Source organism: Streptomyces sp. NPDC047022 (assembly GCF_040644155.1).
Classification (GTDB): Bacteria; Actinomycetota; Actinomycetes; order Streptomycetales; family Streptomycetaceae; genus Streptomyces.
In genome coordinates this window covers 56,303-82,015 of record NZ_JBEYVV010000031.1, presented here as the reverse complement: position 1 = coordinate 82,015, position 25,713 = coordinate 56,303, and the positions used below count along the sequence as shown (strand labels likewise).

General features: G+C 71.6%; 19 protein-coding genes and 1 other RNA gene. 6 read left to right on the top strand and 14 right to left on the bottom strand.

Features of this window, described 5'->3' with window-relative positions; all coding sequences use genetic code 11:
* Positions 1 to 88: 88 nt before the first annotated feature.
* From ABZ845_RS25925 to ABZ845_RS25910, 4 genes are all read right to left on the bottom strand, one after another.
* Positions 89 to 685, bottom strand: coding sequence for a CGNR zinc finger domain-containing protein (locus ABZ845_RS25925; RefSeq protein ID WP_360983663.1), 597 nt, complete (start codon positions 683 to 685; stop codon positions 89 to 91).
* A 205-nt stretch (positions 686 to 890) separates the two neighbouring features.
* A complete protein-coding gene (locus ABZ845_RS25920; protein ID WP_360983660.1) occupies positions 891 to 2,030 on the bottom strand; it encodes a uroporphyrinogen-III synthase in 1,140 nt (379 codons plus the stop codon).
* A 161-nt stretch (positions 2,031 to 2,191) separates the two neighbouring features.
* Positions 2,192 to 3,562 (bottom strand): nitrate/nitrite transporter, encoded by a 1,371-nt coding sequence (locus ABZ845_RS25915; protein ID WP_360983657.1) that lies wholly within the window; start codon positions 3,560 to 3,562, stop codon positions 2,192 to 2,194.
* A gap of 163 nt (positions 3,563 to 3,725) precedes the next feature.
* Entirely contained in the window at positions 3,726 to 4,700 is a 975-nt protein-coding gene (locus tag ABZ845_RS25910; RefSeq protein WP_360983654.1) for a LysR family transcriptional regulator, read from the bottom strand.
* 83 nt (positions 4,701 to 4,783) lie between these two features.
* Between ABZ845_RS25910 and ABZ845_RS25905 the strand changes: the two genes are divergently transcribed.
* Positions 4,784 to 6,103: an MFS transporter gene (locus ABZ845_RS25905; protein ID WP_360983651.1), complete on the top strand. Its 1,320-nt coding sequence runs from the start codon at positions 4,784 to 4,786 to the stop codon at positions 6,101 to 6,103.
* A gap of 46 nt (positions 6,104 to 6,149) precedes the next feature.
* On the opposite strand, the gene ABZ845_RS25900 is transcribed toward ABZ845_RS25905, so the two are convergent.
* The 6 genes from ABZ845_RS25900 to ftsE form a co-directional block, all read right to left on the bottom strand.
* The gene (locus ABZ845_RS25900) at positions 6,150 to 6,626 is read right to left on the bottom strand and encodes a hypothetical protein (RefSeq protein ID WP_360983648.1); all 477 of its coding nucleotides are present in this window, start codon (positions 6,624 to 6,626) and stop codon (positions 6,150 to 6,152) included.
* A 427-nt stretch (positions 6,627 to 7,053) separates the two neighbouring features.
* Positions 7,054 to 7,422: a transfer-messenger RNA gene (ssrA, locus tag ABZ845_RS25895) on the bottom strand.
* A gap of 141 nt (positions 7,423 to 7,563) precedes the next feature.
* Positions 7,564 to 8,043, bottom strand: coding sequence for an SsrA-binding protein SmpB (gene smpB, locus ABZ845_RS25890; RefSeq protein ID WP_360983645.1), 480 nt, complete (start codon positions 8,041 to 8,043; stop codon positions 7,564 to 7,566).
* A 70-nt stretch (positions 8,044 to 8,113) separates the two neighbouring features.
* Positions 8,114 to 9,286, bottom strand: coding sequence for a S41 family peptidase (locus tag ABZ845_RS25885; protein ID WP_360983642.1), 1,173 nt, complete (start codon positions 9,284 to 9,286; stop codon positions 8,114 to 8,116).
* Between the two features lie 67 nt (positions 9,287 to 9,353).
* Entirely contained in the window at positions 9,354 to 10,271 is a 918-nt protein-coding gene (ftsX, locus tag ABZ845_RS25880; RefSeq protein WP_360983639.1) for a permease-like cell division protein FtsX, read from the bottom strand.
* A 28-nt stretch (positions 10,272 to 10,299) separates the two neighbouring features.
* The gene (gene ftsE, locus ABZ845_RS25875; RefSeq protein ID WP_360983636.1) at positions 10,300 to 10,989 is read right to left on the bottom strand and encodes a cell division ATP-binding protein FtsE; all 690 of its coding nucleotides are present in this window, start codon (positions 10,987 to 10,989) and stop codon (positions 10,300 to 10,302) included.
* Between the two features lie 345 nt (positions 10,990 to 11,334).
* On the opposite strand from ftsE, the gene ABZ845_RS25870 reads away from it, so the two are divergent.
* Positions 11,335 to 11,526: a hypothetical protein gene (locus ABZ845_RS25870; RefSeq protein WP_360983633.1), complete on the top strand. Its 192-nt coding sequence runs from the start codon at positions 11,335 to 11,337 to the stop codon at positions 11,524 to 11,526.
* A 216-nt stretch (positions 11,527 to 11,742) separates the two neighbouring features.
* On the opposite strand, the gene ABZ845_RS25865 is transcribed toward ABZ845_RS25870, so the two are convergent.
* From ABZ845_RS25865 to ABZ845_RS25850, 4 genes are all read right to left on the bottom strand, one after another.
* A complete protein-coding gene (locus ABZ845_RS25865; RefSeq protein ID WP_360983630.1) occupies positions 11,743 to 12,372 on the bottom strand; it encodes a hypothetical protein in 630 nt (209 codons plus the stop codon).
* 326 nt (positions 12,373 to 12,698) lie between these two features.
* Entirely contained in the window at positions 12,699 to 13,805 is a 1,107-nt protein-coding gene (gene prfB / locus ABZ845_RS25860; RefSeq protein ID WP_360983627.1) for a peptide chain release factor 2, read from the bottom strand.
* A gap of 756 nt (positions 13,806 to 14,561) precedes the next feature.
* The gene (locus ABZ845_RS25855) at positions 14,562 to 15,794 is read right to left on the bottom strand and encodes a serine/threonine-protein kinase (protein WP_360983624.1); all 1,233 of its coding nucleotides are present in this window, start codon (positions 15,792 to 15,794) and stop codon (positions 14,562 to 14,564) included.
* 197 nt (positions 15,795 to 15,991) lie between these two features.
* The gene (locus ABZ845_RS25850; protein WP_360983621.1) at positions 15,992 to 17,623 is read right to left on the bottom strand and encodes a protein kinase; all 1,632 of its coding nucleotides are present in this window, start codon (positions 17,621 to 17,623) and stop codon (positions 15,992 to 15,994) included.
* Positions 17,624 to 18,161: 538 nt separating this feature from the next.
* Here ABZ845_RS25850 and ABZ845_RS25845 point away from each other — a divergent pair.
* The 4 genes from ABZ845_RS25845 (at position 18,162) to ABZ845_RS25830 (ending at position 25,701) form a co-directional block, all read left to right on the top strand.
* Complete coding sequence (locus tag ABZ845_RS25845; RefSeq protein WP_360983683.1) at positions 18,162 to 21,761, top strand: FHA domain-containing protein; 3,600 nt, start codon at positions 18,162 to 18,164, stop codon at positions 21,759 to 21,761.
* A gap of 202 nt (positions 21,762 to 21,963) precedes the next feature.
* A complete protein-coding gene (locus ABZ845_RS25840) occupies positions 21,964 to 23,394 on the top strand; it encodes an extracellular solute-binding protein (RefSeq protein ID WP_360983618.1) in 1,431 nt (476 codons plus the stop codon).
* Between the two features lie 7 nt (positions 23,395 to 23,401).
* Positions 23,402 to 24,784, top strand: coding sequence for a sugar ABC transporter permease (locus ABZ845_RS25835; protein WP_360983615.1), 1,383 nt, complete (start codon positions 23,402 to 23,404; stop codon positions 24,782 to 24,784).
* Positions 24,781 to 25,701 carry a carbohydrate ABC transporter permease gene (locus tag ABZ845_RS25830; protein ID WP_360983612.1) on the top strand — a complete coding sequence of 307 codons (921 nt, stop codon included), beginning with the start codon at positions 24,781 to 24,783 and terminating at the stop codon, positions 25,699 to 25,701. Before ABZ845_RS25835 ends, ABZ845_RS25830 begins: the two co-directional genes overlap by 4 nt.
* Positions 25,702 to 25,713 lie beyond the last annotated feature (12 nt).

The window sequence follows — 25,713 nt, the reverse complement described above, 5'->3', positions numbered from 1 at the left end:
GTGCGGTCACGAGGGTGTTCAGTTCTGTCGTCACAAACGGATCTTGAACACCCTCTCTTCATGCCCGCAGGCATTTGGACAGACTCGTCTAGGCGCGGGCCAGGGCGGCACGGCGGCGGTGGCGGGCCACCCGTTCCCGGTTGCCGCACACCTCGCTCGAGCACCAGCGGCGACGGCGGCCCCGGGACGTGTCCAGGTACACGAGGGAGCAGTTGTCGCCCTCGCACTGCCGCAGACTCGCCCGTGCCCCGGGGTCCGTGAGCAGCTCGATCGCCTCACGGGCCACCACGGACAGCAGTTCACCGCGCTCCGGCAGCGCGCGCAGCCGCCGTATCAGCCCGCCGTCCTCGGTACGGACCGCGCACGGTACGGGCGTTGCCTGCCGCGCCACCGCGTTGATCTGCGTCAACGCGGCCGACGCCCCGTCCGCGGGCCGCCCGTCCAGCGCGCCGCGCACCAATGTCCCCAGGTGGTGCCGCAGTTCCCTGAAGTCCCTGAGCCATCCCGCGTCCACTCCCGCGAGCGGGGTGCCCGGGGGCACAAGACCCGTGCCGACGATCCAGGACCGCAGCCGTTCCACCGAGTCGAGCCGTTCCTCGGGGTGCGTCGTCGCCAGCAGGTCCAGGCAGATCCGCCCGGAGTCGAACCTCAGCTCGTACGAGGCCGTGGCCGCGTCGGTTGCCATCTGCCTGTCACCGCCTTGGAGTTGCCGCCGGGGAGGGCGGCCGGTGGGTCCGTCGAGGGGACTTGTCCGCGCAAGGGCGCTCTGTGGCTCGTAGGGTTCGTACCCCCGTTCGCTCTACAGTGCACGCCCGCGCTCGCCCCGGGAAGGCCCCGGACGCTCCGCCTCCCCCGGCGTTCCTCCGGCGGCACGGCTCACTCGTCCGCCGTTACGCGGACTCCGCGGCGGGGTCGAGCGCGAGGCGGTAACCGCGCTTGACCACCGTCTGGATCAGCCTGGGCGCGCCCAGCGCCGTACGCAGCCGGGCCATGGCCGTCTCCACGGCGTGCTCGTCGCGCCCGGATCCCGGCAGCGCCCGCAGCAACTCGGCCCGGGCGACCACCCATCCGGGGCGCCGGGACAGCGCGCGCAGCAGGGCCATCCCGGCGGGCGGCACGGGTCGCAGCGTCCCGTCGACCAGTACCGCATGCCCGCGGATCTCGACGTCGTGTCCGGCGACGGGCAGCGTACGGGCCCGGCCGGGCAGTTCCCGGCACAGCAGCTGGACGAGCGGTCCGAGCCGGAAGCGCTCGGGCTGGACGGTGCCGACGCCGCGGGCCTTGAGCGGCAGCGCGGTCACCGGACCCACGCAGGCGGGGAGCACATCGTGGTCCAGGGCGGCCAGCAGGCCGGGCAGCAGCCCGCGTTTCTCGGCGCGCGAGAGCACCGACGCGGCGGCGGGCGCGCTGGTGAAGGCCAGCGCGTCCAGGCCATGGGTGAGGGCGGCGTCGATCAGCCGGTCGAGAGGCGCGAGGTCCTGCGGCGGCATCCACCGGTACACCGGCACCCCGATCACCTCGGCGCCCCCTTCCCGCAGTGCCTCGACGAAGCCGGGCAGCGGCTCGCCGTGCAGCTGGACGGCGATACGGCGCCCTTCGACTCCCTCGGCCAGAAGGCGCTCCTGGACCTCGGCCAGCGACTCGGACCCGGGCGACCACTCCTCGGTCAGCCCGGCGGCCCGCATCGCGCCCTTGACTTTGGGTCCGCGTGCCAGCAGCCGCGCCCCCCGCAGCCGGTCCAGCAGATCCTCGCCGAGCCCCCAGCCCTCGGCGGCCTCGATCCAGCCGCGGAAGCCGATCGCGGTGGTCGCGACCACGATGTCCGGCGCCAGCTCGATCAACTCCCGCGTGGTGGCGAGCAGTTCTGCGTCATCGGCGAGCGGCACGATCCGCAGGGCGGGGGCGTGCAGCACGGCCGCCCCGCGCCGCCTCAGCAAGGCGCACAGCTCATCGGCCCGCCGTGCGGCCGTCACGCCCACGGTGAACCCCGCGAGCGGGCCGTCTTGTGGTCGCTGCTGGTTGTCGTCCATGGCTCTCGTTCCGCACTCGATTCGACCCGCACTCGGTCCGGCCCGCGGTCTGCGGCCTGCGTGTCGTGGCTCCGTGCTCATCGAGCCTGCCAACAGCGCGTGACAGGCTCGGTTCGGCGTCATGTCGTCGGTGTTACCGATTCACCCGCAGGGGTGCGGCATCACACCTGGGCGTAACCAGGCTGGGGAGTCACCTCCGCCGTGGTGGCCTCGGCAGCCGGGCGGCGAAGGTATACGGCCCGGGTGACCGCGAACGCCGCACCGTAGAAGACGAGGAAGGCCACGAACGCCCCCGTGCCGGAGCCGTAGGAGAGGAAGGACTGCCGGAAGGCGAGGTTGATCGCGACCCCGCCGAGCGCGCCCACGGCCCCGATGAGCCCCATGGCGGCTCCGGACAGCCGCCTGCCGTTCGCCGCCGCCTCCTCGCCGCGCAGCCCCTTGGCGACGGCCTTGGCCTGGAAGATCCCCGGGATCATCTTGTACGTCGACCCGTTGCCGAGCCCGCTGAGCACGAACAGCACCACGAAGACGGCGATGAACAGCGGCAGCTCCCCCTCCAGGCCGGCCACGATCAGCACGGCGGTGGCCGCGGCCATCCCGGCGAAGTTCCACAGGGTGATCCGCGCTCCGCCGTACCGGTCGGCGAGCCGCCCTCCGACGGGACGGACGAGGGAGCCGAGCAGCGGGCCGATGAAGGTGAGGGACGCGGCCTGGAGGGGCGTACGGCCGAACTCGCTCTGGAGCACCTGCCCGAACGCGAAGCTGTAGCCGATGAAGGACCCGAAGGTGCCGATGTAGAGGAAGGCCATGATCCAGGTGTGGGCGTCCTTCGCGGCGTCCCTGGCGGCACCGGTGTCGCTGCGCACGGAGGCGATGTTGTCCATGAACACGGCGGCGAGGACGGCGGCGACGACGATGAGCGGGATGTAGAGGGCGAGCAGCAGCCTCGGCCCGCCGCCCGCGCCGATGATCGCGAGCGCCACGAGCTGGATCACCGGGACTCCGATGTTGCCGCCGCCCGCGTTGATCCCGAGCGCCCACCCCTTCTTCCGCAGCGGGAAGAAGGCGTTGATGTTGGTCATGGAGGAGGCGAAGTTGCCGCCCCCGATCCCGGCGAGCAGCCCCACCCACAGGAAGGTGGAGAAGGAGGTGCCCGGCCGCATGACGACGAACGCGGCGATCGTCGGGACCAGCAGCAGACCGGCCGAGACGACGGTCCAGTTCCGTCCCCCGAACACGGCGACCGCGAAGGTGTAGGGCACGCGGACTACGGCGCCGACGAGCGTGACCATCGAGGTGAGCAGGAACTTGTCCGCGGGGGTCAGTCCGTACGCGGGTCCCATGAAGAGCACCAGCACGGACCACAGCGTCCAGACCGAGAACCCGATGTGCTCCGCGAGGACGGACAGGACGAGGTTGCGGCGGGCGGTCTTCTCCCCGGTCTCCTTCCAGAAGGTCTCGTCCTCCGGGTCCCACTGCTCGATCCAGCGGCCCCGCCTGCTCGGTGCGGCGGCTGTGCTCGGGGCTGTCATGGCGCCTCCACGGTCTCCGGTGCCCAGGTGTCGTACGTCGGTGATGAGCCCCGAAGGTAGGAACGACGCGTTTCCGCCCCTGTGGCCATGGGTGACCGGAAGGGAACGTTGCTCTCACTCGGTGGCGGGGGGCGCGGTGAGGGACCTGGTTCGCGTGCCGGAGTCACACGGCCGACATCACCAGCGCGTCCGGCCCGGGGAGCCAGGCGCCTTCGGTCGCGCTCAGCCACCCTTCCTCGCACGTCAGTTCGGCCGCCGCCCGGCGCAGCGCGTCGATGCCGGGGTGGGACCGTCCCTTCCCCCACACCAGCGACACGGGGGACAGCGGGACCGGATCGACCAGAGGGCGCAGCACCGTGCGCGGCATGGGCGGGAAGTCCACCACCGCCAGGATCGGGTTCCCCTGCTTCTCCATGATCCGCTGGAACTCCTCCGCTCCCACGGCGAGCGGCACGGGCGGTGCGATGCGCACCCCACGGTCCTCGAAGAGGCGGCGGCCGAGGTCGGTCCACTCCGCGCTCCGCTCGTTCCCGGCGCCCGCGTACACGGTCTCGCCCGCCAGTTCGGACAGCGGTATCTCGGCCAGCGGCGCCAGGCGGTGACTCTCGGGCAGGACGATCGCCATCCGCTCGTACCGCACCGGCTGCTGCTCCAGCCGCGCCCGGACCGCCGGGTCCAGTCCCGCGAACCGGCCGAACGACACATCCAGCCGTCCGGCGGTGATCTCGGCGGCGGCCCCGGTCAGCCCGCTCTCGTAACGCGCCATCAACTCCAGCTCGGGTACGAAGGTGCGGGCGCGGTCGAGGACGCGGGTGCCGAACAGTCCGGGGCTGTTGACGTCCACGAGCAGCGGCCGTCCGGGCTCGCCGCCCCGCCCGAACGCGGAGAGCAGCACGCTGTGCGCCTCCAGCACCCGGCGTGCGTATGGCAGCAGGCGGGTGCCGTCCGGGGTCAGCGTCACCTGCCGGGTGGTGCGTACGAACAGGTCGCAGCCCAGTTCCCGCTCCAGCCGCTGGATGTCGCGGCTGAGCACCTGCTGGGCGACATAGAGGCGGGCCGCGGCCCGGGTGAAGTGCAGTTCCTCGGCGACAGCGAGGAAGGAGCGCAGCAGACGGGGCTCGACCGTACCGGTGGACATCCGGCGAACTTACAACCCGGGTGCGTCAATCGCCATGGAGTAAGTGTTGGACCACGGGTCACCGGCCGGGCGACGGTTGATCCATGCCGCAACAACCATCCGACCGCAGATCCCCCTTGTTCCTCACTCTCACCCAGGACACCCTGGTCGCCGTCGACTTCGGCCCCCGCAGGAAACGGAAGACGCCGTCACGCAACCCCTACCGGCGTCTGTTCGCCCGCCCCGGCACTCTCGCCTTCACGCTGGGCAGCCTCATGGCCCGTCTTCCCGCGGGCATGTTCGGCGTCAGCGCGATGCTGATGATCGCCGGTTCCCGTGGCTCGTACGCGCTCGCCGGAGCCGTCGTCGCCACGGGGCTCGCCGCGACGGGCGCCGTCTCGCCCTGGACGGCGCGCCTCATCGACCGGCACGGCCAGGCCTTGATCGCCCGGCCCGCGACGGCGGTCGCCGCGCTCGGCGGGGTGGCGCTGCTCCTGTGCGTGCACTACGGCGCACCGGACTGGACTCTCTTCGCCGCCTACGCCGCCACGGCCACCACGCCCAATACCGGCGGCATGTCCCGCGCCCGCTGGACCCGTCTCTTCCGCGGCGATCCCGCCTCCCTCCACACGGCGAACTCCTTCGAGCAGGCCGCCGACGAGCTGTGCTTCATGCTCGGCCCGGCGCTCGCCGCCCTCCTGTGCGGGTCCCTCTTCCCGGAGGCGGGCACGCTGACCGGCTCCGTCCTGCTGATCTCGGGCACGGTCCTGTTCACGGCACAGCGAGCGACGGAGCCGCCGCCGAGCCGGGGCGCCCGGACCACCTCACCGCTGCGCGCCCCCGGTATGCCTCCGCTTCTGCTCGGGCTCGCCGCCACGGGGGCGGTCTTCGGTTCGATGGAGATCGTCACGATCGCCTTCGCGGACGCGCAGGGCCAAAGATCGCTCGCGGGCGCCGTCCTGGCACTCCAGGCGGCGGGGTCGTGTGCCGCCGGTCTGCTGTACGGAGCGCTGAAGCCTGCCGGGACCGCCGAGCGCCGCTATCCCTGGTGTCTCGCCGCGATGGCTACTGTCATGGCCCTGCCACTATTCGCGGCTCGCACCACAGGATCGCTCGCCGCGCTCGCCGTGGCTCTGTTCCTCGCGGGCACGGCCACCGCGCCCACGATGGTCACGGCGATGACGCTCGTCCAGCGGCGCAGCCCCGAGGGCCGGATGAACGAGGGCATGACCCTCGCGGTCACCGGTCTGCTGGCCGGCATCGCCTGCGGCTCGGCCACCGGCGGCTGGGTGGTGGAGCACCTGCCCCCGGCCCTGGGCTTCCTCGTACCACCGGCCGCCGCCGCACTCGCCCTGCTGATCGCTCTCGGCTCCGCCGTCGCACGGCCCTGCTCCTCGGCCGGCACGTACGCTTCCAGCGCGTAGGAGATGGGTCCCTCCCACGGCCCTCCGTCAGCCGTCCGTCCGGCGGTCAGGCCGCCAACTCCATGTTCCGGGCGATGCGGCGCCCGCGCAGCATGACCACGACGTTCCGGATCTTCCAGGCCGCGAAGACGAGGAAGACGAGGCCGGTGAGGGCCGGCCACTTCCATTTGCCGGAGCTGTCCTGGGTCGCGGTGGCGGCGCCGGGGCCGTCGACGACGGCGGCGAGGGTGGCGCCGGGGTGGGACTCGAGGATTCCGTCGACGGCGACGCCGGCGATGTGCACCGTGCCGTCGGCGGAGTCGAACGAACCGCGGCAGGCCCAGCCGTCCGCCCACAGTTCGTCCCAGCCGCCCGAGGCAGGGGTGCAGTCGGCGACCCGAACGCTTCCGGCGACGCCGGTCGTCTCCCTATAGCCCTCCAGGGCTCCGTGCACGGCCAGCAGCAGCCCGAACAGCACCCCGACGACGGCGTAGGAGATCTCGCGGGGCAGCGGGGGGAGGAAGCGGAGGAGGCGCAACAACACAGGTGTGTGAGTCCTTTGCGTGGTCGGTTCGCCGTGCGGCGTACGCGGTCGGCCGGTCGGTCGTCCGGCCTCTTGCCCGGATCCGCAGAGCGAGAGAGGTAATGCGTGGGAACGCGGGGCCGGGGGCCGGATCCACCCGGGGCGCGGCGGACACCATAGACATGTCAAGCGAGCCCCTGGCAAGATCCGGCTGGCGCATGGCCGGAAATCGACTGCCTGCCGCGGCCATGGAGGAGCGGCGCAAGAACCGTGCTCCACCTGTGAAGATCCAGCGAGGGCGGCACCATGAGGCGCCGCGAGGTTGACCGGATCATGACCTTCCTTGCCCGATCATGACCATCCCGGTCCGCACGCCCGTGCACACCCTTGGACGGCAATGACAAAGGCCCCGCTGCCAGGAAGCAGCGGGGCCTTGCCCACATGGGGTACGTGGAGATGGCGGGAATCGAACCCGCGTCCAACGGTGCGGAATCAGGGCTTCTCCGTGTGCAGTTCGCTGCGCTTTTCTCAGCCCCGGAGATCACGCGAACAAGTCTCCGACGGGCTCAGTCACTGTTTGGTTTCCCTCTTCACCCCGTGACCGGGATCAAGGTTTAGTCCCCTAGCTGATGCCAGGATCCGGGTCGGGAACAGCCCCGGGCTGACACTTCGCAAGTCGCTACTTAGGCAGCGAGGGCGAAGGAATCGCGCTTGGTGTTGGCGATTATTGGTTTCGGCCTGTGGTTTACGAGATCATGGCCGCTTCCTCGACACGCTTCCCCTGCTTCGACAGCCGCTGTCGAAACCGATCATCCCCATGTTGTTTTTTCAATGCCCGGCCCCTCCGAGGAGGGACCCGCACCCTCTGTGAGGTGCGCTGCCATCGTACGTGACCAACGCGGCCGGTCGCCAGCGCATTCCCAGGGTCGCGGCATCAGGGCGTCACGGCGTCGCCCTGTCAGGCCCGCTGCTTGCGGCGCGCCGCGGAGATCGCCCGGTCCGCCTCGCGGCGGTCCTGCTTCTCGCGGAGCGTCTGCCGCTTGTCGTACTCCTTCTTGCCCTTCGCCAGCGCGATCTCGACCTTCGCGCGGCCGTCCTTGAAGTACAGGGAGAGGGGCACGATCGTGTGACCGGTCTCCTGCGACTTGGACTCGAGCTTGTCGATCTCGGTCCGGTGCAGAAGCAGCTTCCGCTTGCGGCGGGCGCTGTGGTTGGTCCAGGTGCCCTGGCTGTACTCCGGCACGTGCACGTTGTGCAGCCACGCCTCGTGTCCGTCGAGCTGTACGAAGCCGTCGACCAGCGAGGCCCTCCCCAAGCGCAGTGACTTCACCTCGGTCCCCATGAGGACGAGACCGGCCTCGTATGTGTCGAGGATGTGGTAGTCGTGCCGCGCCTTCTTGTTCTGCGCGATCAGCTTGCGCCCTTTTTCCTTAGCCATAGTGCGGCCCATTTTCGCACCACGCGGGGGTCCCGAGGGAAGCGGATTACCGGTAGTGCGGGTGTGTCACTCAGCGTCGCCCGGGCTCGCCCAGACCGCTGAGCACCGTCTCGGCACGCTTCAGGGCGTCCCCGTCGGCCTCCAGGTCGGGGGTGATACCGCGGCCGTCGACACCGCGGCCCGACGGGGTGCGGTAGTGCCCCACGGTCAGCTCCGCCACTGAGCCGTCGGGCAGCCGGCTCGGCATCTGGACCGAGCCCTTGCCGAAGGTGCGGCTGCCGACGACGACGGCTCTGCCGCGGTCCTGCAGGGCGCCGGTGAGCAGCTCGGCCGCGCTCATCGTCCCGCCGTCCACGAGCGCGACCAGGGGTCTGGTGGTGTCGCCGCCGGGTTCGGCGTGCAGCGCGCGCTGATCGCCCTTGACGTCGTACGTCGCCACGAGGCCCCCGTCGAGGAACGCCGACGCGGCCGTGACCGCCTCGGTGACCAGACCGCCGGAGTTGCCGCGCAGATCGAGGATGATCCCGGCGTCCCGGGGCGCCGTGTCCACGGCGTGGCGTACGACGTCGCCGGCCCCCCTGGTGAAGGCGGCGATCCTGATGACGAGGACACGTCCGGTGAGCCGCCGCACGGTGACCGAGTCGGTGGACAGCCTTGCCCTGCGCACCACCCGGTCCCAGGTGCGCGAGCCGCGCTGGATACCGAGCCGGACCCGGGTGCCGGCCGGTGCGTCGTCGGCGTCGCCGCGCAGTAATGAGACGACCTCGGTGACCGGCCTGCCGTCGACGTCCTCGCCGTCGACGCTGCGCAGCCGGTCGCCCGTGCGGATCCCGGCTGCGGAGGCGGGTGAGCCGGGCTGCACCCGGGTCACCTCGATCCGGCCGTCGCGCTCACGCCGGGCGGACAGTCCGACTCCGGTGTACTGGCCGTCCAGGGCCTCCTGGAACTCCTGGAACTCGCCCTGGGAGTAGACCGCGCTCCAGCGGTCGCCGCTGCGGCTGACGGCCCGTTCGGCGGCCTCCATGGGGGACTTGCCGTCGGCCATCGCCTTCGCGGCGGCCTTCGCGACGTCCTCGTCATGCTCGCCCGGCCGGTCCACCGGCGCGGCAGCGGCGGAGTCACGCACCGCCCCGTCGAACGAGCCGGTCGCGGCGCCCGCGACGAGGACGCTTGCGAAAACCAACGTCAGGGCCGCCCCGTGGCGGATGCGACGGGGCTGACCGAACGGGACACGGCCTGACATGCCGGTGAGTCTAGGACAACGCGAAGGGGCGCACGGGAAGTTGCCCGTACGCCCCCATTGGCATGCGTCACACCTTCAGGTACTTGCGCAACGCGAAGAACGCGGCAAGAGAAGGCATCAGCAGGCTCGTGGCCAGTATCAGCGGCAGCTTGGTCAGGACGGAGTCCCAGCCGATGAAGTTGATCAGGGTGAGCTTGTGGGCCAGATCGAGACCGTGGTCGATGATGAAGTACCGGGCGACCAGCAGGAATCCGCACGCGACCGTGCCACCGATGAGGCCGGCGACCGCGGCCTCCGCGATGAACGGCGCCTGGATGTAGAAGCCGGAGGCTCCCACTAGACGCATGATCCCGGTCTCACGACGACGGCTGAACGCGGAGACGCGCACCGTGTTGACGATCAGCATCAGCGCGACGACCAGCATCATCGCCATGACCATGCGGGCGGCCCAGTTCATGCCGTTGAGGAGCCCGAAGAGGTTGTCGAGAATGCCCTTCTGGTCCTGCACCGACTGCACACCGTCGCGGCCGTTGAAGGCGCTCGCGATGACCTGGTACTGCTCCGGGTTCTTGAGCTTGATGCGGTACGACTCCTGCATCTGGTCCGGCGTGAGCGAACTGGCCAGCGGGGAGTCGCCGAACTGCTCCTTGTAGTGCTTGTAGGCCTCGTCCTGCGACTCGTACGTGATCTTCTGGACCACCGACATCTTGTTGAGGTCGTCCATGATCTGCTTCTTCTGCTCATCGGTGACCGCGCCCTTGGAGCAGTTGGGGTCGGACTGCGCGTCGCTCTTGTTGCAGAGGAAGATCGAGACGTTGACCTTGTCGTACCAGTAGCCCTTCATCTGGTTCACCTGGTCGCTCATGAGGAGCGAACCGCCGAACAGGGCGAGGGAGAGGGCGACCGAGACGATCACCGCGAAGGTCATCGTCAGATTGCGGCGGAGACCGACACCGATCTCCGACAGAACGAACTGGGCGCGCATGGCGTCTGCTCAAGCCTTTCCGTGGAACTCAGTGCTGGTAGCCGTAGACGCCGCGCGCCTGGTCGCGGACGAGGCGGCCCTTCTCCAGCTCGATGACGCGCTTGCGCATCTGGTCCACGATGTTCTGGTCGTGGGTGGCCATCACCACGGTCGTGCCCGTCCGGTTGATCCGGTCGAGCAGCTTCATGATGCCGACGGAGGTCTGCGGGTCGAGGTTGCCGGTGGGCTCGTCGGCGATCAGCAGCTTGGGCCGGTTGACGAAGGCCCGCGCGATGGCGACTCGCTGCTGCTCACCGCCGGACAGCTCGCCGGGCATCCGGTCCTCCTTGCCGCCGAGCCCGACGAGGTCGAGCACCTGGGGCACGGACTTGCGGATCTCGCCGCGTGACTTGCCGATCACCTCCTGTGCGAAGGCCACGTTCTCGGCGACCGTCTTGTTGGGCAGGAGCCGGAAGTCCTGGAACACCGTCCCCAGCTGGCGGCGCATGTGCGGCACCTTCCAGTTGGAGAGGCGGGCGAGGTCCTTGCCCAGGACGTGCACCTGGCCGTGACTGGCGCGCTCCTCGCGCAGGATCAGCCGCAGGAAGGTGGACTTTCCGGAGCCGGACGACCCCACAAGGAAGATGAACTCGCCCTTCTCCACCTCGAGGGAGACATCCCTGAGGGCGGGGCGGCTCTGCTTGGGGTAGACCTTGGAGACGTTGTCGAATCGGATCACAGGTGCACCACGGGCCGTTGGAGTAGGTGTCCGTGACCATACGCGAAGCGAGTGTGTGAGCGCAGTCGCCGATGGTGGTTGCGCGGGAGTTGTGCGGTTTTGTCGGCCGTTGCTTTACTCACCATCGCGAGACGGCACACGCACAGTCGGGACAGCCGGAGAAGTTCCGGGCACACACGCCCGGAACACCCAAAATCAACGGAATCACCCCGGTGGGAACGGCCCCGACCCCGGTCCTCCGGGGCCACGCGCCGAAATCCATGGAACCTGGCACAGTGGAGTGGGGAACGGTTGCGTTCCCGGAAACGTTGTGTTCGTGTAAGCGGCACAAGGAGGGCGAGGCACATGACGTACGACCGATTGGTGTGCGCGAACTGTGCGGCGCCCGTCAGCGAGGGCCGTTGCCCGGTCTGCCGTGCCAGCCGAGAGCGGCTCCAGCAGGAGAATCCCTGGTCGGGACTGAACCCGACGGCACTGATCGTGCTCCTGGCGGTACTGATCGCCGCCGCGGCGCTGCTGGCGCACCAGGCCGCCTAGGACGGCACCGAGACGCCACGGGGGCGCCTCGGCACCGCGGGACGGCGAGGACGCCGCGGGGCACACGGGAACGGCAGGGGAACAGCACGTACGTACGAGAAGGGCCCGGGGCGGCTGACGCCCCGGGCCCTTCTCACGGTTTCACACGGTCACCTTGTCCGCCGTTGTCCGCGGCTGCGGACATGGACGGGCCGGTGAGCCCGTCGAGCCCGACGATCAGGCAGCGGCTCCGCCGCGGCCGTTCACGAGGCGCGGCAGCACACGGAAGCCGATACCGCCCGCGATCATCGTGGCCGCGCCGACCAGCAGGAACGCGGTCTGGCCCGCACCCGTCTCGGCGAGCTGCTTGCCGCCGTTGCCCTGTGCCGAGGTTCCGCTGTCCGAACCGGTGTCGGTCAGACCCGAGGAGCCCTTGCCCTGCTGGACCGGGCCGTTGCCACCGTCCGGGATGGTGTTGTCACCGCCGCCGCCCGCGCTGCTGCTCGGGTTGTCCGTCGGGCCGCCTGTCGGCCCGGTCGGCTCGCCGGTGGGCTGGGCCGAGCCGGTCGGCTGACCCGTCGGCTTGCCCGGAGAGGTCGGCACCGCCGAGGTGGACGGAGCCGTCGGAGTCGCCGAAGCGGTCGGGCCCGGGCTCGTCGGAATGATGGTGACCGGGTCGCTGGGAGCCGGGTCGGTCGGGTCGTCGGGGTTGACGGCGACACCGACGCTGACGCCGTTGTCGTCCACACCCGCGCCGACCGTGAACCCGAGCGCCGAAGCGGCACCCGCGGTGGTCAGCGTCGCACCGGCGGCTATCACCATACCGGCGGCCACCCGCGCCACGCGGATCCGCGTCTTCTTGGTCATCTGCCTGCTACCCCCAGTAGCTGATCGTCAATGGAGCAGCGCACGGGGCCACGGCGGCGGGGCGGCTGAGCTGGAGCCCCCCGGTTCACATGCGCCCCAGATATACGCATGCAGCACTTAACCCTTCCGAGTTTTTGCAGCAACGTCAAGGACGTTGCGCGTGTGATGTCCGCTAAACGATCATTTGCGGCCGAGGTAAAGGTGTGAGTGTGACGTAAAGGACGGACATCGCCAGACAGAAAAGGCAACTGCCCCTCGGTGAGGGGCAGTTGCCTTGTCGACAAAGTGCCACTGCGCGGCGGCGGATCCTCCGCCGGACGGCGTGGTTACTTCTCCTGCTGCTTGCGCCAGCGAATACCGGCCTCGATGAAACCGTCGATCTCACCGTTGAACACGGCCTCTGGGTTGCCGACTTCGAACTCGGTCCGCAGGTCCTTGACCATCTGGTACGGGTGCAGGACGTACGAACGCATCTGGTTGCCCCAGGAGTTGCCACCGTCGCCCTTGAGGGCGTCCATCTTGGCCTGCTCCTCCTGCCGGCGCCGCTCGAGCAGCTTGGCCTGGAGGACGTTCATCGCGCTGGCCCGGTTCTGGATCTGGGAGCGCTCGTTCTGGCAGGTGACGACGATGCCGGTGGGCAGGTGCGTGAGCCGCACGGCGGAGTCGGTCGTGTTGACGCCCTGGCCGCCCGGACCGGAGGACCGGAACACATCCACGCGCAGGTCGTTCTCGTCGATCTCGACGTGGTCGGTCTGCTCGACGACGGGCAGGATCTCCACACCGGCGAAGGAGGTCTGGCGCCGCCCCTGGTTGTCGTACGGGGAGATGCGCACCAGCCGGTGCGTGCCCTGCTCGACGGAGAGGGTGCCGTAGGCGTACGGCGCCTGCACGGCGAAGGTCGTGGACTTGATCCCGGCCTCTTCGGCGTACGACGTGTCGTAGACCTCGGTCTTGTAGCCGTGCTGCTCGGCCCAGCGCAGATACATGCGCTGAAGCTTCTCGGCGAAGTCCGCGGCGTCGACGCCGCCGGCCTCGGCGCGGATGTTGACGAGCGCCTCACGGGCGTCGTACTCACCCGACAGCAGCGTCCGGACCTCCATCTCGTCCAGCGCCTTCCTGACCGCCGCCAGCTCGGTCTCGGCCTCGGCACGGGTGTCCGGGTCGTCCTCGGCCTCGGCGAGCTCGAAGAGCACATCGAGGTCGTCGATCCGGCCGCGCAGGGCCTCGGCCTTCCGCACCTCGGCCTGGAGGTGGGAGAGCTTGCTGGTGATCTTCTGCGCCTCGTCCGGGTTGTCCCAGAGGGACGGCGCGGCCGCCTGCTCCTCGAGCACGGCGATGTCTGCCCTCATCTTGTCGAGGTCCAGAACGGCCTCGATCGACTCCATGGTCGAGGAGAGGGACTTGAGCTCTTCGGATACATCGACGACTGCCACGCATCCAGCGTAACGGCTCCGCCAACCAGTGAACGCCGTATGACCCCGGGTTACGGCCTCGGGCCCGGGGCGGGCCTGACGGAGCCGCCTCAACGACGTGGACGCGCCGCCCTCTGCGGGCACCTTGTCCCCTCTTGCACAGTTCCCCGCGCCCCTATCTGGCGCCTGCACGCGCATACCGGTCTACGGGTCCACCGTGGTTTTCGCGCAGTTCCCCGCGCCCCTATCAGGCGCCTGAACGCGCACACCGGTCTGCGGGTCCGCCGTGGTATTTGCGCAGTTCCCCGCGCCCCTATCAGGCGCCTGAACGCGCACACCGATCTGCGGGTCCGCCGTGGTATTTGCGCAGTTCCCCGCGCCCCTATCAGGCACCTGCACACGCACACCCGCCTGCGGGTCCGCCGTGGCCTTCGCGCGGTTCCCCGCGCCCCTATCAGGCGCCTGGACGTGCATGCCGGTCTGCGGGTGCGGTGTGGCTTTCGCATAGGTTCCGCGGAGCTGGTCGTGCCTGTGGCGGGGCGTTGTCGGCCGACGTTGTGTAATGGCGTGGTCGCTGTCAGGCGCGAAGCGTGCCTGACAGGGGCGCGGGGAACTGCGCGACCAGCCACGACGTGCCCGCGGCCGACAACGCACGCCCCCAGGGGCGCGGGGAACTGCGCGAAAGGCACACCCACCTGCAGACGACGACCTACCGCCATGCGCACACTCAGGGGCGCGGGGAACCGACCGAAAGCCGCACCGCACCCGAAGGCAGCGTCACGGCGTGGGTGGCGCCGAGTGGCCCGTTCCCGCCGGCGGAGCCTCCGCGTCCGAGGACGTGGCCCACCACGCCCCCACCCCCACCGCAGCGGCCAGCGCCACCGCGGCGACCCCCAGCACGATCCTCCGCCGCCGCGCCTGCGCCCGGTGCCGGGCGGACCCGGGGCGCGGGGCGCCCGCCGCCCGGGGCGCGCGCGCCGTCCCGCGGGCACCCCCCGCCAGCTCGTCCGGCGCGGGCACCCGCATCGACGTATGGGTGTCCCTATTGGAGTCCGGCTTGGCCCCCGGCACCAGCGGCACCGCCCCACGCCGCTCCCGCGTCACCTCCGGCTCCCCCGGCGCCACCGCCTCGTACGGCTCCTCCGCCGCCTCCGCGTCCGGCTCGTCCACGTCCAGCGGCGGCATCCCCGCCAGCAGCGGCAGCTGCTCCCGCAGCCGCGCCGCGAGCTCCGACGCCCGCAGCCGCGAGGCCGGGGCCTTCGCCAGGCACTGCACCATCAGCTGCCACAGCTCGTCCGGGATGCCGGGCAGCGGGACCACCGTCTCGGTGACATGGCGGCGCAGAACAGCCCCGGGGTGCCCACCGCCGAACGGGGTGAACCCAGCCAGCAGCTCGTACAGGACCGTCGCCAGCGCGTAGATGTCCACCGCCGCTCTCGGCGGGAGACCCTCGACTATCTCGGGCGCCAGATAGTCCGGCGTTCCGATGATCTTCGTCGCGCGGGTGCGGCGCGGTGAGTCGATCAGTTTGGCGACACCGAAGTCGGTCAGCAGCGCCGGATGCGCGCCGCCCGGGCCGAGCGGTCCCTGCATGTCCAGCAGGACGTTCTCCGGCTTCACGTCCCGGTGCACGATGCCCGCCGCGTGTGCCGCCGCCAGCCCGTCCGCCACGTCGGCCACGATCGCGACGGCCGCCTCGGGCGCCAGCCGGCGCTCCCGGTCCAGCCGGGTCCGCAGATCGGTGCCCCGGACCAGGTCCATGACCAGCGCCAGATCGCTGCCGTCCACGACGAGGTCCCGTACGGACACGACGTTCGGATGGTCGAGCGCCAGCAGCGCCGTGCGCTCCTGCACGAAGCGGCCCACGAGCTCCTGGTCGGACGCGAGGTCCTCCCGCAGCAGCTTGATGGCGACGGGCCCGTCCGGCCCCTCGCCCAGCCACACCGTGCCGGCGCTTCCCCGTCCCAGGATCTGGTTCGCGGTGTACCGGCTGCCGATCTTCCGTGCCAAGACTGCTCCTACTGGGGACGCGTGTTGCCGACGCTGCGCCGTCGTGGGCCCCGGCGTCAGCGGCTCGCACCGCGGCCCCCCGGACCCCGGTCGACAAAACTACGCGCCCCGAGCGGCAACCACCGCCGCCGAGACGGAAATCACCCGTCAGGTGTCGACAAATCCCCAAACCGGGCCGCCCGGTCCGGGGTTGCGCCTCAATTGCCCAGTTTCCCGAGCGCGTGGGCGATGGAGTGGTACCAGCTGGCCAACTGCTGCCAGTACGACTTCCCGGTGCCGATCCAGTGCTGGAGCGGGCTGAACTCCCACACCAGCCATCCGGCGACGAACAGGATGAGGATCGTGAAGAGACAGCCCTTCAGGCAGCCGAGTCCCGGGATCTTCATCGGGTTGGCGCTGCGCTGCCGCGGCTGCCGGGGCTCGCGCTCCGGACGCCGGGCCGGCTGCCGGGGCTGCTGCTGCGGGGCGGGCGCGTACCGCTGGGGCTGCTGCGCGCCGGGGGGCGCGTACTGCTGCCGCTGAGGCGCGTACTGCTGGGGCTGCTGCTGCGGGTAGCCGTAGCCGGGCGCGGGCTGCTGCTGGGGCCGGGCGACCTGCCGCTGCGGGCGGCGGCGCAGCGGGTCCTCGCCGGGGTCGAGGTAGGCCTGGACCTGGGTCTGCTCGTTGCGGTCGCGGGCCGCGCGCAGCTGGCTCTGCCAGGGGTGCGGCTCCTGCCCGCCGGGCTGGTGCTGCGGGACCGGCGGCATCACGGCCGTCGGATCGGCGGCACCGGTGTTCGGCAGCACGGCGGTGGGGTCCGCCGCGCCCGCGGGGCCCGAGGTGTGCGGCAGGACGCTGGTCGCCGCGTTCGGGTCGTACGAGGCCGCGCCCTGCGGCAGCACCTGGGTGGGGTCGGCGGAGCCGGGCACGGTGGCCGGGTCCGGGTCGGGCGCGAGGAGTGCGGCCACGGCGTCCGCGGCGGCGATCTGCGTGGTGTTCGCGTGCACGCCGACGCCCTCGGCGACGACCCGCAGCGCCCGTGCGAGGTTCTCCGCGCTGGGCCGCTCGTCCGGGTTCTTGCGCAGACAGCGCTCCATGACCGTCCACAGCGGGTCCGGCACCGTCGAGGGGCGGCGCGGCTCGGCGCTCAGGTGCTGGTGGAGCACTTCGAGGGCCGATCCGCCGCCGAACGGCGGGCGCCCTGTGACCAGCTCGTACATCAGGATGCCGGCGCCGTAGATGTCGACGGCGGAGGTCTGCGGGCGGCCCTCGGCCGACTCGGGGGCGACGTACGCGGGCGTGCCCACGAACTCATGGGTGCGGGTGAGGCCCGGTGAGTCGGCCAGGCGGGCGATGCCGAAGTCGGTCAGCATCGGGTGCATCCGGCCGTCCTCCTGCCGCAGCAGGACGTTGGCGGGCTTCAGGTCGCGGTGGACCACGCCGTCCGCGTGGCTCGCGGCGAGGGCGTCGGCGATCTGCGCGGTGAGCAGGGCCGCGGCCACGGGGGTGAAGGGGCCGTTCTCACGGAGGTAGCGGTGCAGGTCGGGGCCGTCGACGAGGTCCATGACCAGCGCCAGCAGATCGCCCTCGACCACGAGGTCGCGCACGCGAACGATGTTCGGGTGGGTCAGGCGCAGCAGGACGGAACGCTCGCGCAGGAACCGCATCACGACATCGGCGTCGCTCGCCAGCTCCTCCTTGAGGACCTTGATCGCCACAGTCTCGCCGGGCTGTCCCGCGACGGCCGCCTCGGCGCCCGCGGTCTCCCGCTGGCGGGCTCGCCAGACGGTGCCCGTGGCGCCGCGTCCGAGCGGCTCCTCGAGCAGGTACTTGCTGCCTACCGGCCGCACGTCATGCGCTCCCTGCTGCTTGCTTGTCCGGTCCGTCCACCGTGAATGCGGTGTTCCGACCCACTGTAGTGCCGCAGATTCCGGCAACGGGCTGTGAGCGGCCTCTGCGTGCGCGGCTCGCTCCACGGTCGAGGACGGCTCGGGGGCCTTGTGCGTTCCCCGTTCCTGTGCGCCGCGTCCGTGGTGCCCACGTCGCTCCCTTTGCTCCGTACGTGTGATGTACGTACTTACGTAGGAGGCTCCTGTACCTGTTCGATGAGAAGACGCTCGCTTCGGTTCACTTGGTTGCCAGGGCCGGACGTGGGCGATCTCAAGCGAACACAGGGCGCGCACCGGTCAGGCACTTTTGCGGGCAGAGCCGACCAATCAAGATCACTTGATGCCGGGCGGCGGGCGAGGTGTCAGTGGCAGGTGCGAGGATGCATCCCGTACTGGCTGGCTTATGTGCTCGCGTGCGGTGGGGGAGTCGCGGTGAGGGACCGCGACGCGGCTCCATCCCCGTCCTCGGGTGCCCGCGCGGAAGGGACCGCTGACGGCGATGCAGATCCGGCTGACCGTCGTAGACCCGCTGGGCACGCCCCCGGAGTCCGGGGAGCCCACCCCCGGCTGCGATGTGCTGGTCACCGCGCCCGCGGGCACGGCGCTGGCCGCGGTGGCGGCGGGCCTGGCCGCGGCCGTCGGCCCGGGCGCGGCCGGCGCACCGGCGGAGCGGAGCCGTGAGCCCGGCGCGGGCACGGTGGTGCTGTACGCGGGTTCCGAGCGGCTGGACGCCCAGCGGTGCACCCTTGGCGAGCCACCCCTGCTGGACGGCGCGGTGCTGACCCTGGGCGCTCCGGCGCAGCCGGGCCCCGAGCCGGACGAGAACGCGGCCCAGCTGCATGTGGTCGCGGGCCCCGACGCGGGCGGTGTCCATCTGCTGCACGGCGGGGTGATCCGCGTGGGACGCTCGGCCGACGCGGACGTCCCGCTCGACGACCCCGACGTCTCCCGGCTGCACTGCGCGGTGACGGTCGCCGACGACGGCCGCGTCTCGGTCTCCGACCTCGGCTCCACGAACGGCACCGTGCTCGACGGCAGCCCCGTGGCCGACCGTCCGGCCCGCTTCGCCCCCGGGGCCCTGCTGCGCCTCGGCGAATCGGCCCTGCGGCTGGCCCCGCCCGGCCGGGCGGGACGCCTGGCGACGGCGCCGGACGGTGAGGGGCATGTACGGGTCCTCGGCGAGGACGTCCCGGGCGGCCCGGCACGCTCCGGACGGACGGCGACCGTGCCGCACGCGCGCGTGGGGGGTCCCACGGCGGGGGGTCCCGGCACGGCGTCGGCCCCGGCGGGCGCGGACGATCGCGAAGTCGCCGGACGCCCCTCCCCCGAAGACCGCCCCCGGGAGGGGCACGGCCCTGGTCCCCGTGCCCACGGCGGGCAGCCGCACACGGGCACGGGGCGCACCCCCGGTGCGGCCGACCGCTCCCCGACGGACACGCACCACGGCCTGTCCGGGCACACCCACCACGGCTTCGGCGACACCGCCTGGGGCGCTTCGGGCGGGGTCGCCCCCGACGCCCGTGAGCACACGCCCCTGCAGCCCCCGTCCCAGGGAATCCCGGCCCCGTCCGGGCGGGACGACGGCCCGACGGGACCCGTCGTATCGGGGCAGGGCGGCAGCCCGCTGACGGTGAGCCGGGACGCGGGGGCCGGGAGCGCCGCCCCCGAGGGCACCCGTAAGGGCACCCCGACGCGCGGGACGGACCTGCCCGCGGGGCTGCGCAGACGCGGCTTCACCGCCTGGGCGCGCCGCCTGACCGGCAGCCGCGGCGACCTGGGCGGCCCAGGACAGGACCCGCACACCGGGGACATGAGCGCACCGGTCTCCGCCGCCCCGGCGTCCGGCGCACCGGAGAAGTGGCCCGACCCCGCGGCCCTGCTGCTGACCGCGCTCGGCCCCGGGCCACGGCTGTGGGAGCGCGGCCCCGGGCACCCCGAGGCGCTCACCGTGCGGCTGGGCACGGCCGACCGGGCCCTGCCCGACGGTGCCGGACTGCTGCCCGCGGTGCCGGTGACCGCCGGGCTGCGCGAGGCGGGCGCGCTGGGCCTGGCAGGGCCCCGGGAGCGGCTCACCGGGCTGGCGCGCGCGGTGCTCGCGCAGCTCGCCGCGCTGCACTCCCCCGACACGCTGGAGCTGGTCCTGATCAGCGCCGACCGCTCGCGCCCCCTCCCGGAGCGCGTCGCCGACTGGTCCTGGCTCGGCTGGCTCCCGCATCTGCGCCCGGCGCACGGCCAGGACTGCCGCCTGCTGCTGGCGTACGACCGCGAGCAGGCGACGGCCCGCACGGACGAACTGCTGCGCAGGCTGCAGGACCATCTGGCCGAAGCGGACGCCCTCACGGACCCGCGCGGCGCGCCCGGCCGGATCCACCTGCCCGCCCAGATCCGCCACACCGACGACGACGGCGACGGTGGCCTCGGCGCCGGCCCGGACATCGCCTCGGCAAGCCGCCCGGGCGGCCCTTCCGCGCCACGCGGTACCACCCGCCGTCCGTCCTGGGCCAAGGACGACGACCCCGCCGACGGCGCCTTCGCGGGGCCGTACACCGTCGTGGTCGTGGACGGCGACCCCGGCGGCGCCGATGTGCGCGAGGCCGTGGCCCGGCTGGCCCGGCAGGGGGCGCCGGCCGGAATCCATGTGATCTGCCTGGCCGAGGCGCCGACCGCCTCGCCCGCCTCGCCGGTGACGAAGACCTACGAGGCGGCGTGTGCCGTCTCTCCGGCGTTCCGCGAGTGCGGGACCGTGGCCCTGCTGAGCGGCGATGTGGCCACGGCCCTCAGGCTGCTGCGGGTCGCCCCCGGGGAGGGCACGGACTCGCCACCCGGCCGGCGCGCCCCGGTGGGGCACGGCACGGTCGCCGCCGTGGACGCGGTGTCCCCGGCGTGGGCGGAGCGGTTCGCGCGGGCGCTCGCCCCGCTGCGTTCGGACGGGGGCGCGGACCGGCACCCGAGGGTGTCGGCACCCCTGCCCCAAGCGGCCCGGCTGCTGGACGAGTTGGGTCTCCAGCGGGCCACCCCCGCGTCGCTGATGGCTCGTTGGGCGGACTCGGCGGACGACGCCCGGACTCCGGGCGGCCGTGCCTGGGCGGTGCTCGGAGCCGGTCCGCGCGGACCCGTGTGCCTGGACCTGGCCGCCGAGGGGCCGCATCTGCTGATCGAGGGGCCGCCCGGCAGCGGACGGACGGAGCTGCTGCGTTCCATCGCCGCCTCGCTCGCCTCGGCCGAACGCCCGGACCGGCTGGGCATCGTGCTGGTCGACGGCCGTGAGTGCGGGGCGAGCGGCGGATCCGCACGGGAGGATCTGCGGGTCTGCACGGATCTGCCGCATGTCACGACCCATCTGGCGGCGAACGACCCTGTCCGCATGAGGGAGTTCGCGCAGTCGCTGAGCGCCGAGCTGAAGCGGCGCGGCGAGCTGCTGGGGCGGCTCGGTTTCGACGAATGGCACGCGCAGCGGGCGGGGCGGGGCCGGAGCGTTCCACAGCGGTCGGGCGGCACGTCCTCCGGAGACCTGGACACCCCGCCGAGCACGACACTGCGGCTGCGTCCCGCGGCGACCCGGCCGCCGCGGACGGACGCCGAACTTCCGCCGGCACGGCTGGTCGTGCTGGTCGACGACCTGGACGCGCTGCTCACCCCGGCGCTCGGCTCACCGGGCCGCCCGGCGGCCGGCTCGGTCGTACGGGCGCTGGAGGCGGTGGCCCGGGACGGAGAGCGGCTCGGGGTGCACCTCGTCGCCGCCGCGAGCCCAGAGGGACGGACGGCCCAGTGGGAGCCGGCCCGCGGCGCCACGCTGCGTGCCCTCCTCGAAGAGGTGTCGCCGGGTGCGGATGAACCGGCACCCGGGCGCGGGCGGTTGACACGGGCGGACGGCAGGGCGACGCCCTTCCAGGGCGGCCGGATCACGGGCCGCATCCCGCGCACGGCGACGCTGCGCCCGACCGTCATACCCCTGGAGTGGCACCGTATGGGCGACCCGCCGGCCCAGCGTCCCGTCCGTGAACTGGGCAACGGACCGACGGACCTGGCCCTGCTGGCGAGCGCCCTCGAGCGGGCTGCGCGGTCGGTGTCGGCGGCGGAGGTGCCTTCGCTGCTGTGACAGGTGGCGTCCGGGCGACCGGTATGCCCGGCCCGTGCGCCGGGTGATGACGCCCCGTCACCGACGGACGTCACGACGTGGTCACGATCGCCTGGTTGACAGCGCAGGCGCTCTTGCCGCCTGGAACCAGCTTGCGTAGACCGGAGCGCACAGACAGCACTCGCACGTCCGCCTTCGCCGAGGAACGAAGAACGGGGCAGTGATGCACAGCACTCTTCGCACACGCAAGTCACCGAATCACCCGACCCCCACGACCCCCACGACCCTCACCTCCCGCCCGGCCCGCAGAGCCGCCACGACCGTGGCCGCCGCCGTCATCGCCGGTGCGCTCGCGCTCGCCGGGTGCGGCGGCGGCAGCAAGAGCGACAAGGACAAGAGCGGCGGCGGCAAGGAGAGCGGCACCACCCTCACGCTCCCCAGGCTGAACGGCCAGAGCCTGGAGGTCGCCGCCGTCTGGACCGGCACCGAACAGGCCAACTTCAAGAAGGTGCTCGCCGAGTTCGAGAAGCGCACCGGCGCCAAGGTCACCTTCGTGCCCGCCCAGGACCCGATCGTCAACTTCCTCGGTTCGAAGATCGCAGGAGGCCAGCCGCCGGACGTCGCGCTGCTCCCCCAGCCCGGCGCCATCAAGCAGGCCGTGGACAAGAAGTGGGCCAAGCCGCTCGGACCCGAGGCCCTGGCCGAGCTGGGCAAGAACTACTCGGGTGCCTGGCAGGACATCGGCAAGGTCGACGGCAAGCAGTACGGCGTCTACTACAAGGCCGCCAACAAATCCCTGATCTGGTACAACGCGAAGGTCCTGGAGAACGCGGGCGCCAAGGAACCGAAGACCTGGCAGGAGCTGATGACGGCGGCCCGGGCCGTGTACGACTCCGGGGTCACCCCGTTCTCCGTCGGCGGCGCCGACGGCTGGACCCTGACCGACTGGTTCGAGAACGTGTACCTCTCCCAGGCGGGCCCGGACAAGTACGACCAGCTCGCGCAGCACAAGATCAAGTGGACCGATCCCTCCGTCAAGGAAGCGCTGACGACGCTCGCCCAGATCTGGGGCAAGAAGGACTACATCGCGGGCGGCGCGGACGGCGCGCTCCAGACCGAGTTCCCCGCCTCCGTCACCCAGACCTTCACCGGCGGCGACCAGCCGAAGGCCGGCATGGTCTTCGAGGGAGACTTCGCGCAGGTCGACATCGGTGACACCAAGGCGAAGATCGGCACGGACGCGAAGGTGTTCCCCTTCCCTGCCGTGGGCAGCCACCCGCCCGTGGTGACCGGCGGTGACGCGGCGGTCGTCTTCAAGGACTCCAAGGCGGCGCAGGCCCTGGTGACCTTCCTGGCCTCGCCGGACGCGGCGTCCATCCAGGCCAAGCTGGGCGGCTACCTCTCGCCGAACAAGTCGGTCGACCTGTCCGCGTACCCGAACGCGGTGCAGCGGAAGATGGCCCAGGCGCTGATCGCGGCGGGCGACGACTTCCGGTTCGACATGTCCGACCAGGCCCCGCAGGCGTTCGGCGGCACGCCCGGCAAGGGCGAGTGGAAGGACCTCCAGGACTTCCTGAAGAACCCGAAGGACGTCGCGGGCACGCAGGCGAAGCTGGAGAAGGACGCGGCGGCGGCGTACGGCAGCGGAAGCTGATCCGGCGATGACGTCGGCCACGGCGGCGGGTGTCCCGAAGAGGGCGCCCGCCCCTCGTCCGCGCAAGAGCGTGACCGGCACCCGCAGGACCGTGGTGGCCCTGTTCCTGCTGCCCGCCCTGGTGCTGCTCGGCGCGCTCGTGGTCTACCCGATCGGGTACTCGGTGGTCCGCAGCTTCCAGAACGCCTCCGGTGACGGCTTCGCCGGAGCGGCCAACTACAAGGCGCTGTTCACCGACGACGGCATCCGCACCGCCCTGAAGAACAACATCATCTGGGTGGTGTTCGCGCCCACCGTCTCGACGGCCCTCGGCCTGGTCTTCGCCGTGCTGACCACGGGGGACCCCCCTGCTCGTGCGAAGCCGAGAGCTTGGGGGAAAGTGCGCTGGGGCACCGCGTTCAAGCTGGTCGTCTTCATGCCGATGGCGATCTCCATGCTCGCCGCGGGGATCATCTTCCGTCTCGTCTACGACCAGGACCCCGGCAAGGGCGTGGCCAACGCGGTGTGGGTGGGCGTCCACGACACGTTCGCCGAGTCCTCCGCCTTCCCGAAGGCGCACCCGGGCCGCGACTCGCCGCTCAAGCCCGAGCAGGGCGGCTTCGTCACCACCCAGGCCGTGCACACGGGTCAGCCGGTCGCCCTTCCGTTGGTGGGTGTGGCTCCCGACCGAATGCCGAAGACCGCGCGGCGGGCCGCCACGGCGAACCCCGACCCCGGGAAGATCACCGGAACGGCCTGGCAGGCCTTCACGCGCGGCAGGGGCGTCGGGAGACCCGGCGCCGTCGACCCGTCCGAACTGGGCTACTCGGGCATGCGGATCGAGGCGGTCAAGGGCGGCAAGGTCGTCGCCTCCGCCAAGGCCGCCGCCGACGGGACGTTCACGCTCCCGGCCGCCGCCGACGGCGCGGTGCTGAGGCTTCCTGCGAGCAACTTCAGGGAGCCGTACAACGGTGTCGACTGGCTCGGCCCGACGCTTGTGACACCTGCCGTGATCGGCGCGTACGTATGGATGTGGGCCGGTTTCGCGATGGTGCTGATCGCGGCGGGCCTCGCGGCCGTGCCACGGGAGCTGCTGGAGGCGGCGCGGGTGGACGGCGCGAATGAATGGCAGGTGTTCCGGCGGGTGACCGTACCGATGCTCGCGCCGGTGCTCGCGGTCGTCACCGTCACCCTGATGATCAACGTGCTGAAGGTCTTCGACCTGGTGTTCATCATCCCGCCGGGCTCCTCGCAGGACGATGCGAACGTGCTGGCCCTGGAGCTGTACCGCAAGGGCTTCTCGGAGGACCAGCCGGGCATCGCGAGCGCCATCGCGGTGTTCCTGCTGGTGCTCGTCGTCCCGGTGATGCTGTTCAACATCCGGCGGCTGAGGCGGGAGGTGCGGCGATGACCGCGACGCATGCCGGAGGTCCGCCGAGGACGAGGCCTGAGGCGTCCGTGACGGCGGCGGGGGCGAAGCGCTCTCTCGGGGCGCGGCTCGTGGAGGGTCTCGGCGGCGGACTGGTGCGGGTCTTCCTCGTCCTGGTCGGCCTGTTCTGGCTGGTGCCCACCGTCGGGCTGCTGCTGGCCTCGCTGCGCAAACCGGCCGACATGAGCTCTTCCGGCTGGTGGAAGGTCTTCACCCAGCCCTCGCAGCTCACCTTCGAGAGCTACCGCAAGCTCCTGGAGAACGGGGACATCACCCACTCCCTGTGGAACACGGTCCTGATCACCGTCCCGGCGACGCTCCTGGTCGTGGGGCTCGGCTCGCTCGCGGGCTACGCCTTCGCCTGGATGGACTTCCCCGGCCGCGACTGGTGGTTCCTGGCCGTGGTCGGCCTGCTGGTGGTCCCCGTGCAGGTGGCGCTGATCCCGATCGCGGAGCTGTTCGGGAAGCTCGGCCTCTTCGGCACGGTCCTCGGGGTGATCCTCTTCCACACTGGCTTCGGCCTGCCCTTCGCGGTGTTCCTGCTGCGGAACTTCTTCGCGGAGATCCCGAGGGAGCTGCTGGAAGCGGCCCGGCTCGACGGCGCGGGCGAACTGCGGCTGTTCGCCCGGGTGGTGCTGCCGCTCGGCGGCCCGGCCCTCGCGAGCCTCGGCATCTTCCAGTTCCTGTGGGTGTGGAACGACATGCTGGTGGCGCTGGTGTTCACCAAGTCCGGGACACAGCCGATCACGGTGGCCCTGCAGACCCAGGTACGCCAGTTCGGCAACAACATCGACGTGCTGGCCCCGGGCGCGTTCATCTCGATGGTGATCCCGCTGGCCGTGTTCTTCGCCTTCCAGCGGCAGTTCGTGTCCGGCGTCATGGCGGGGGCCGTCAAGTAGACGTATTCGTAC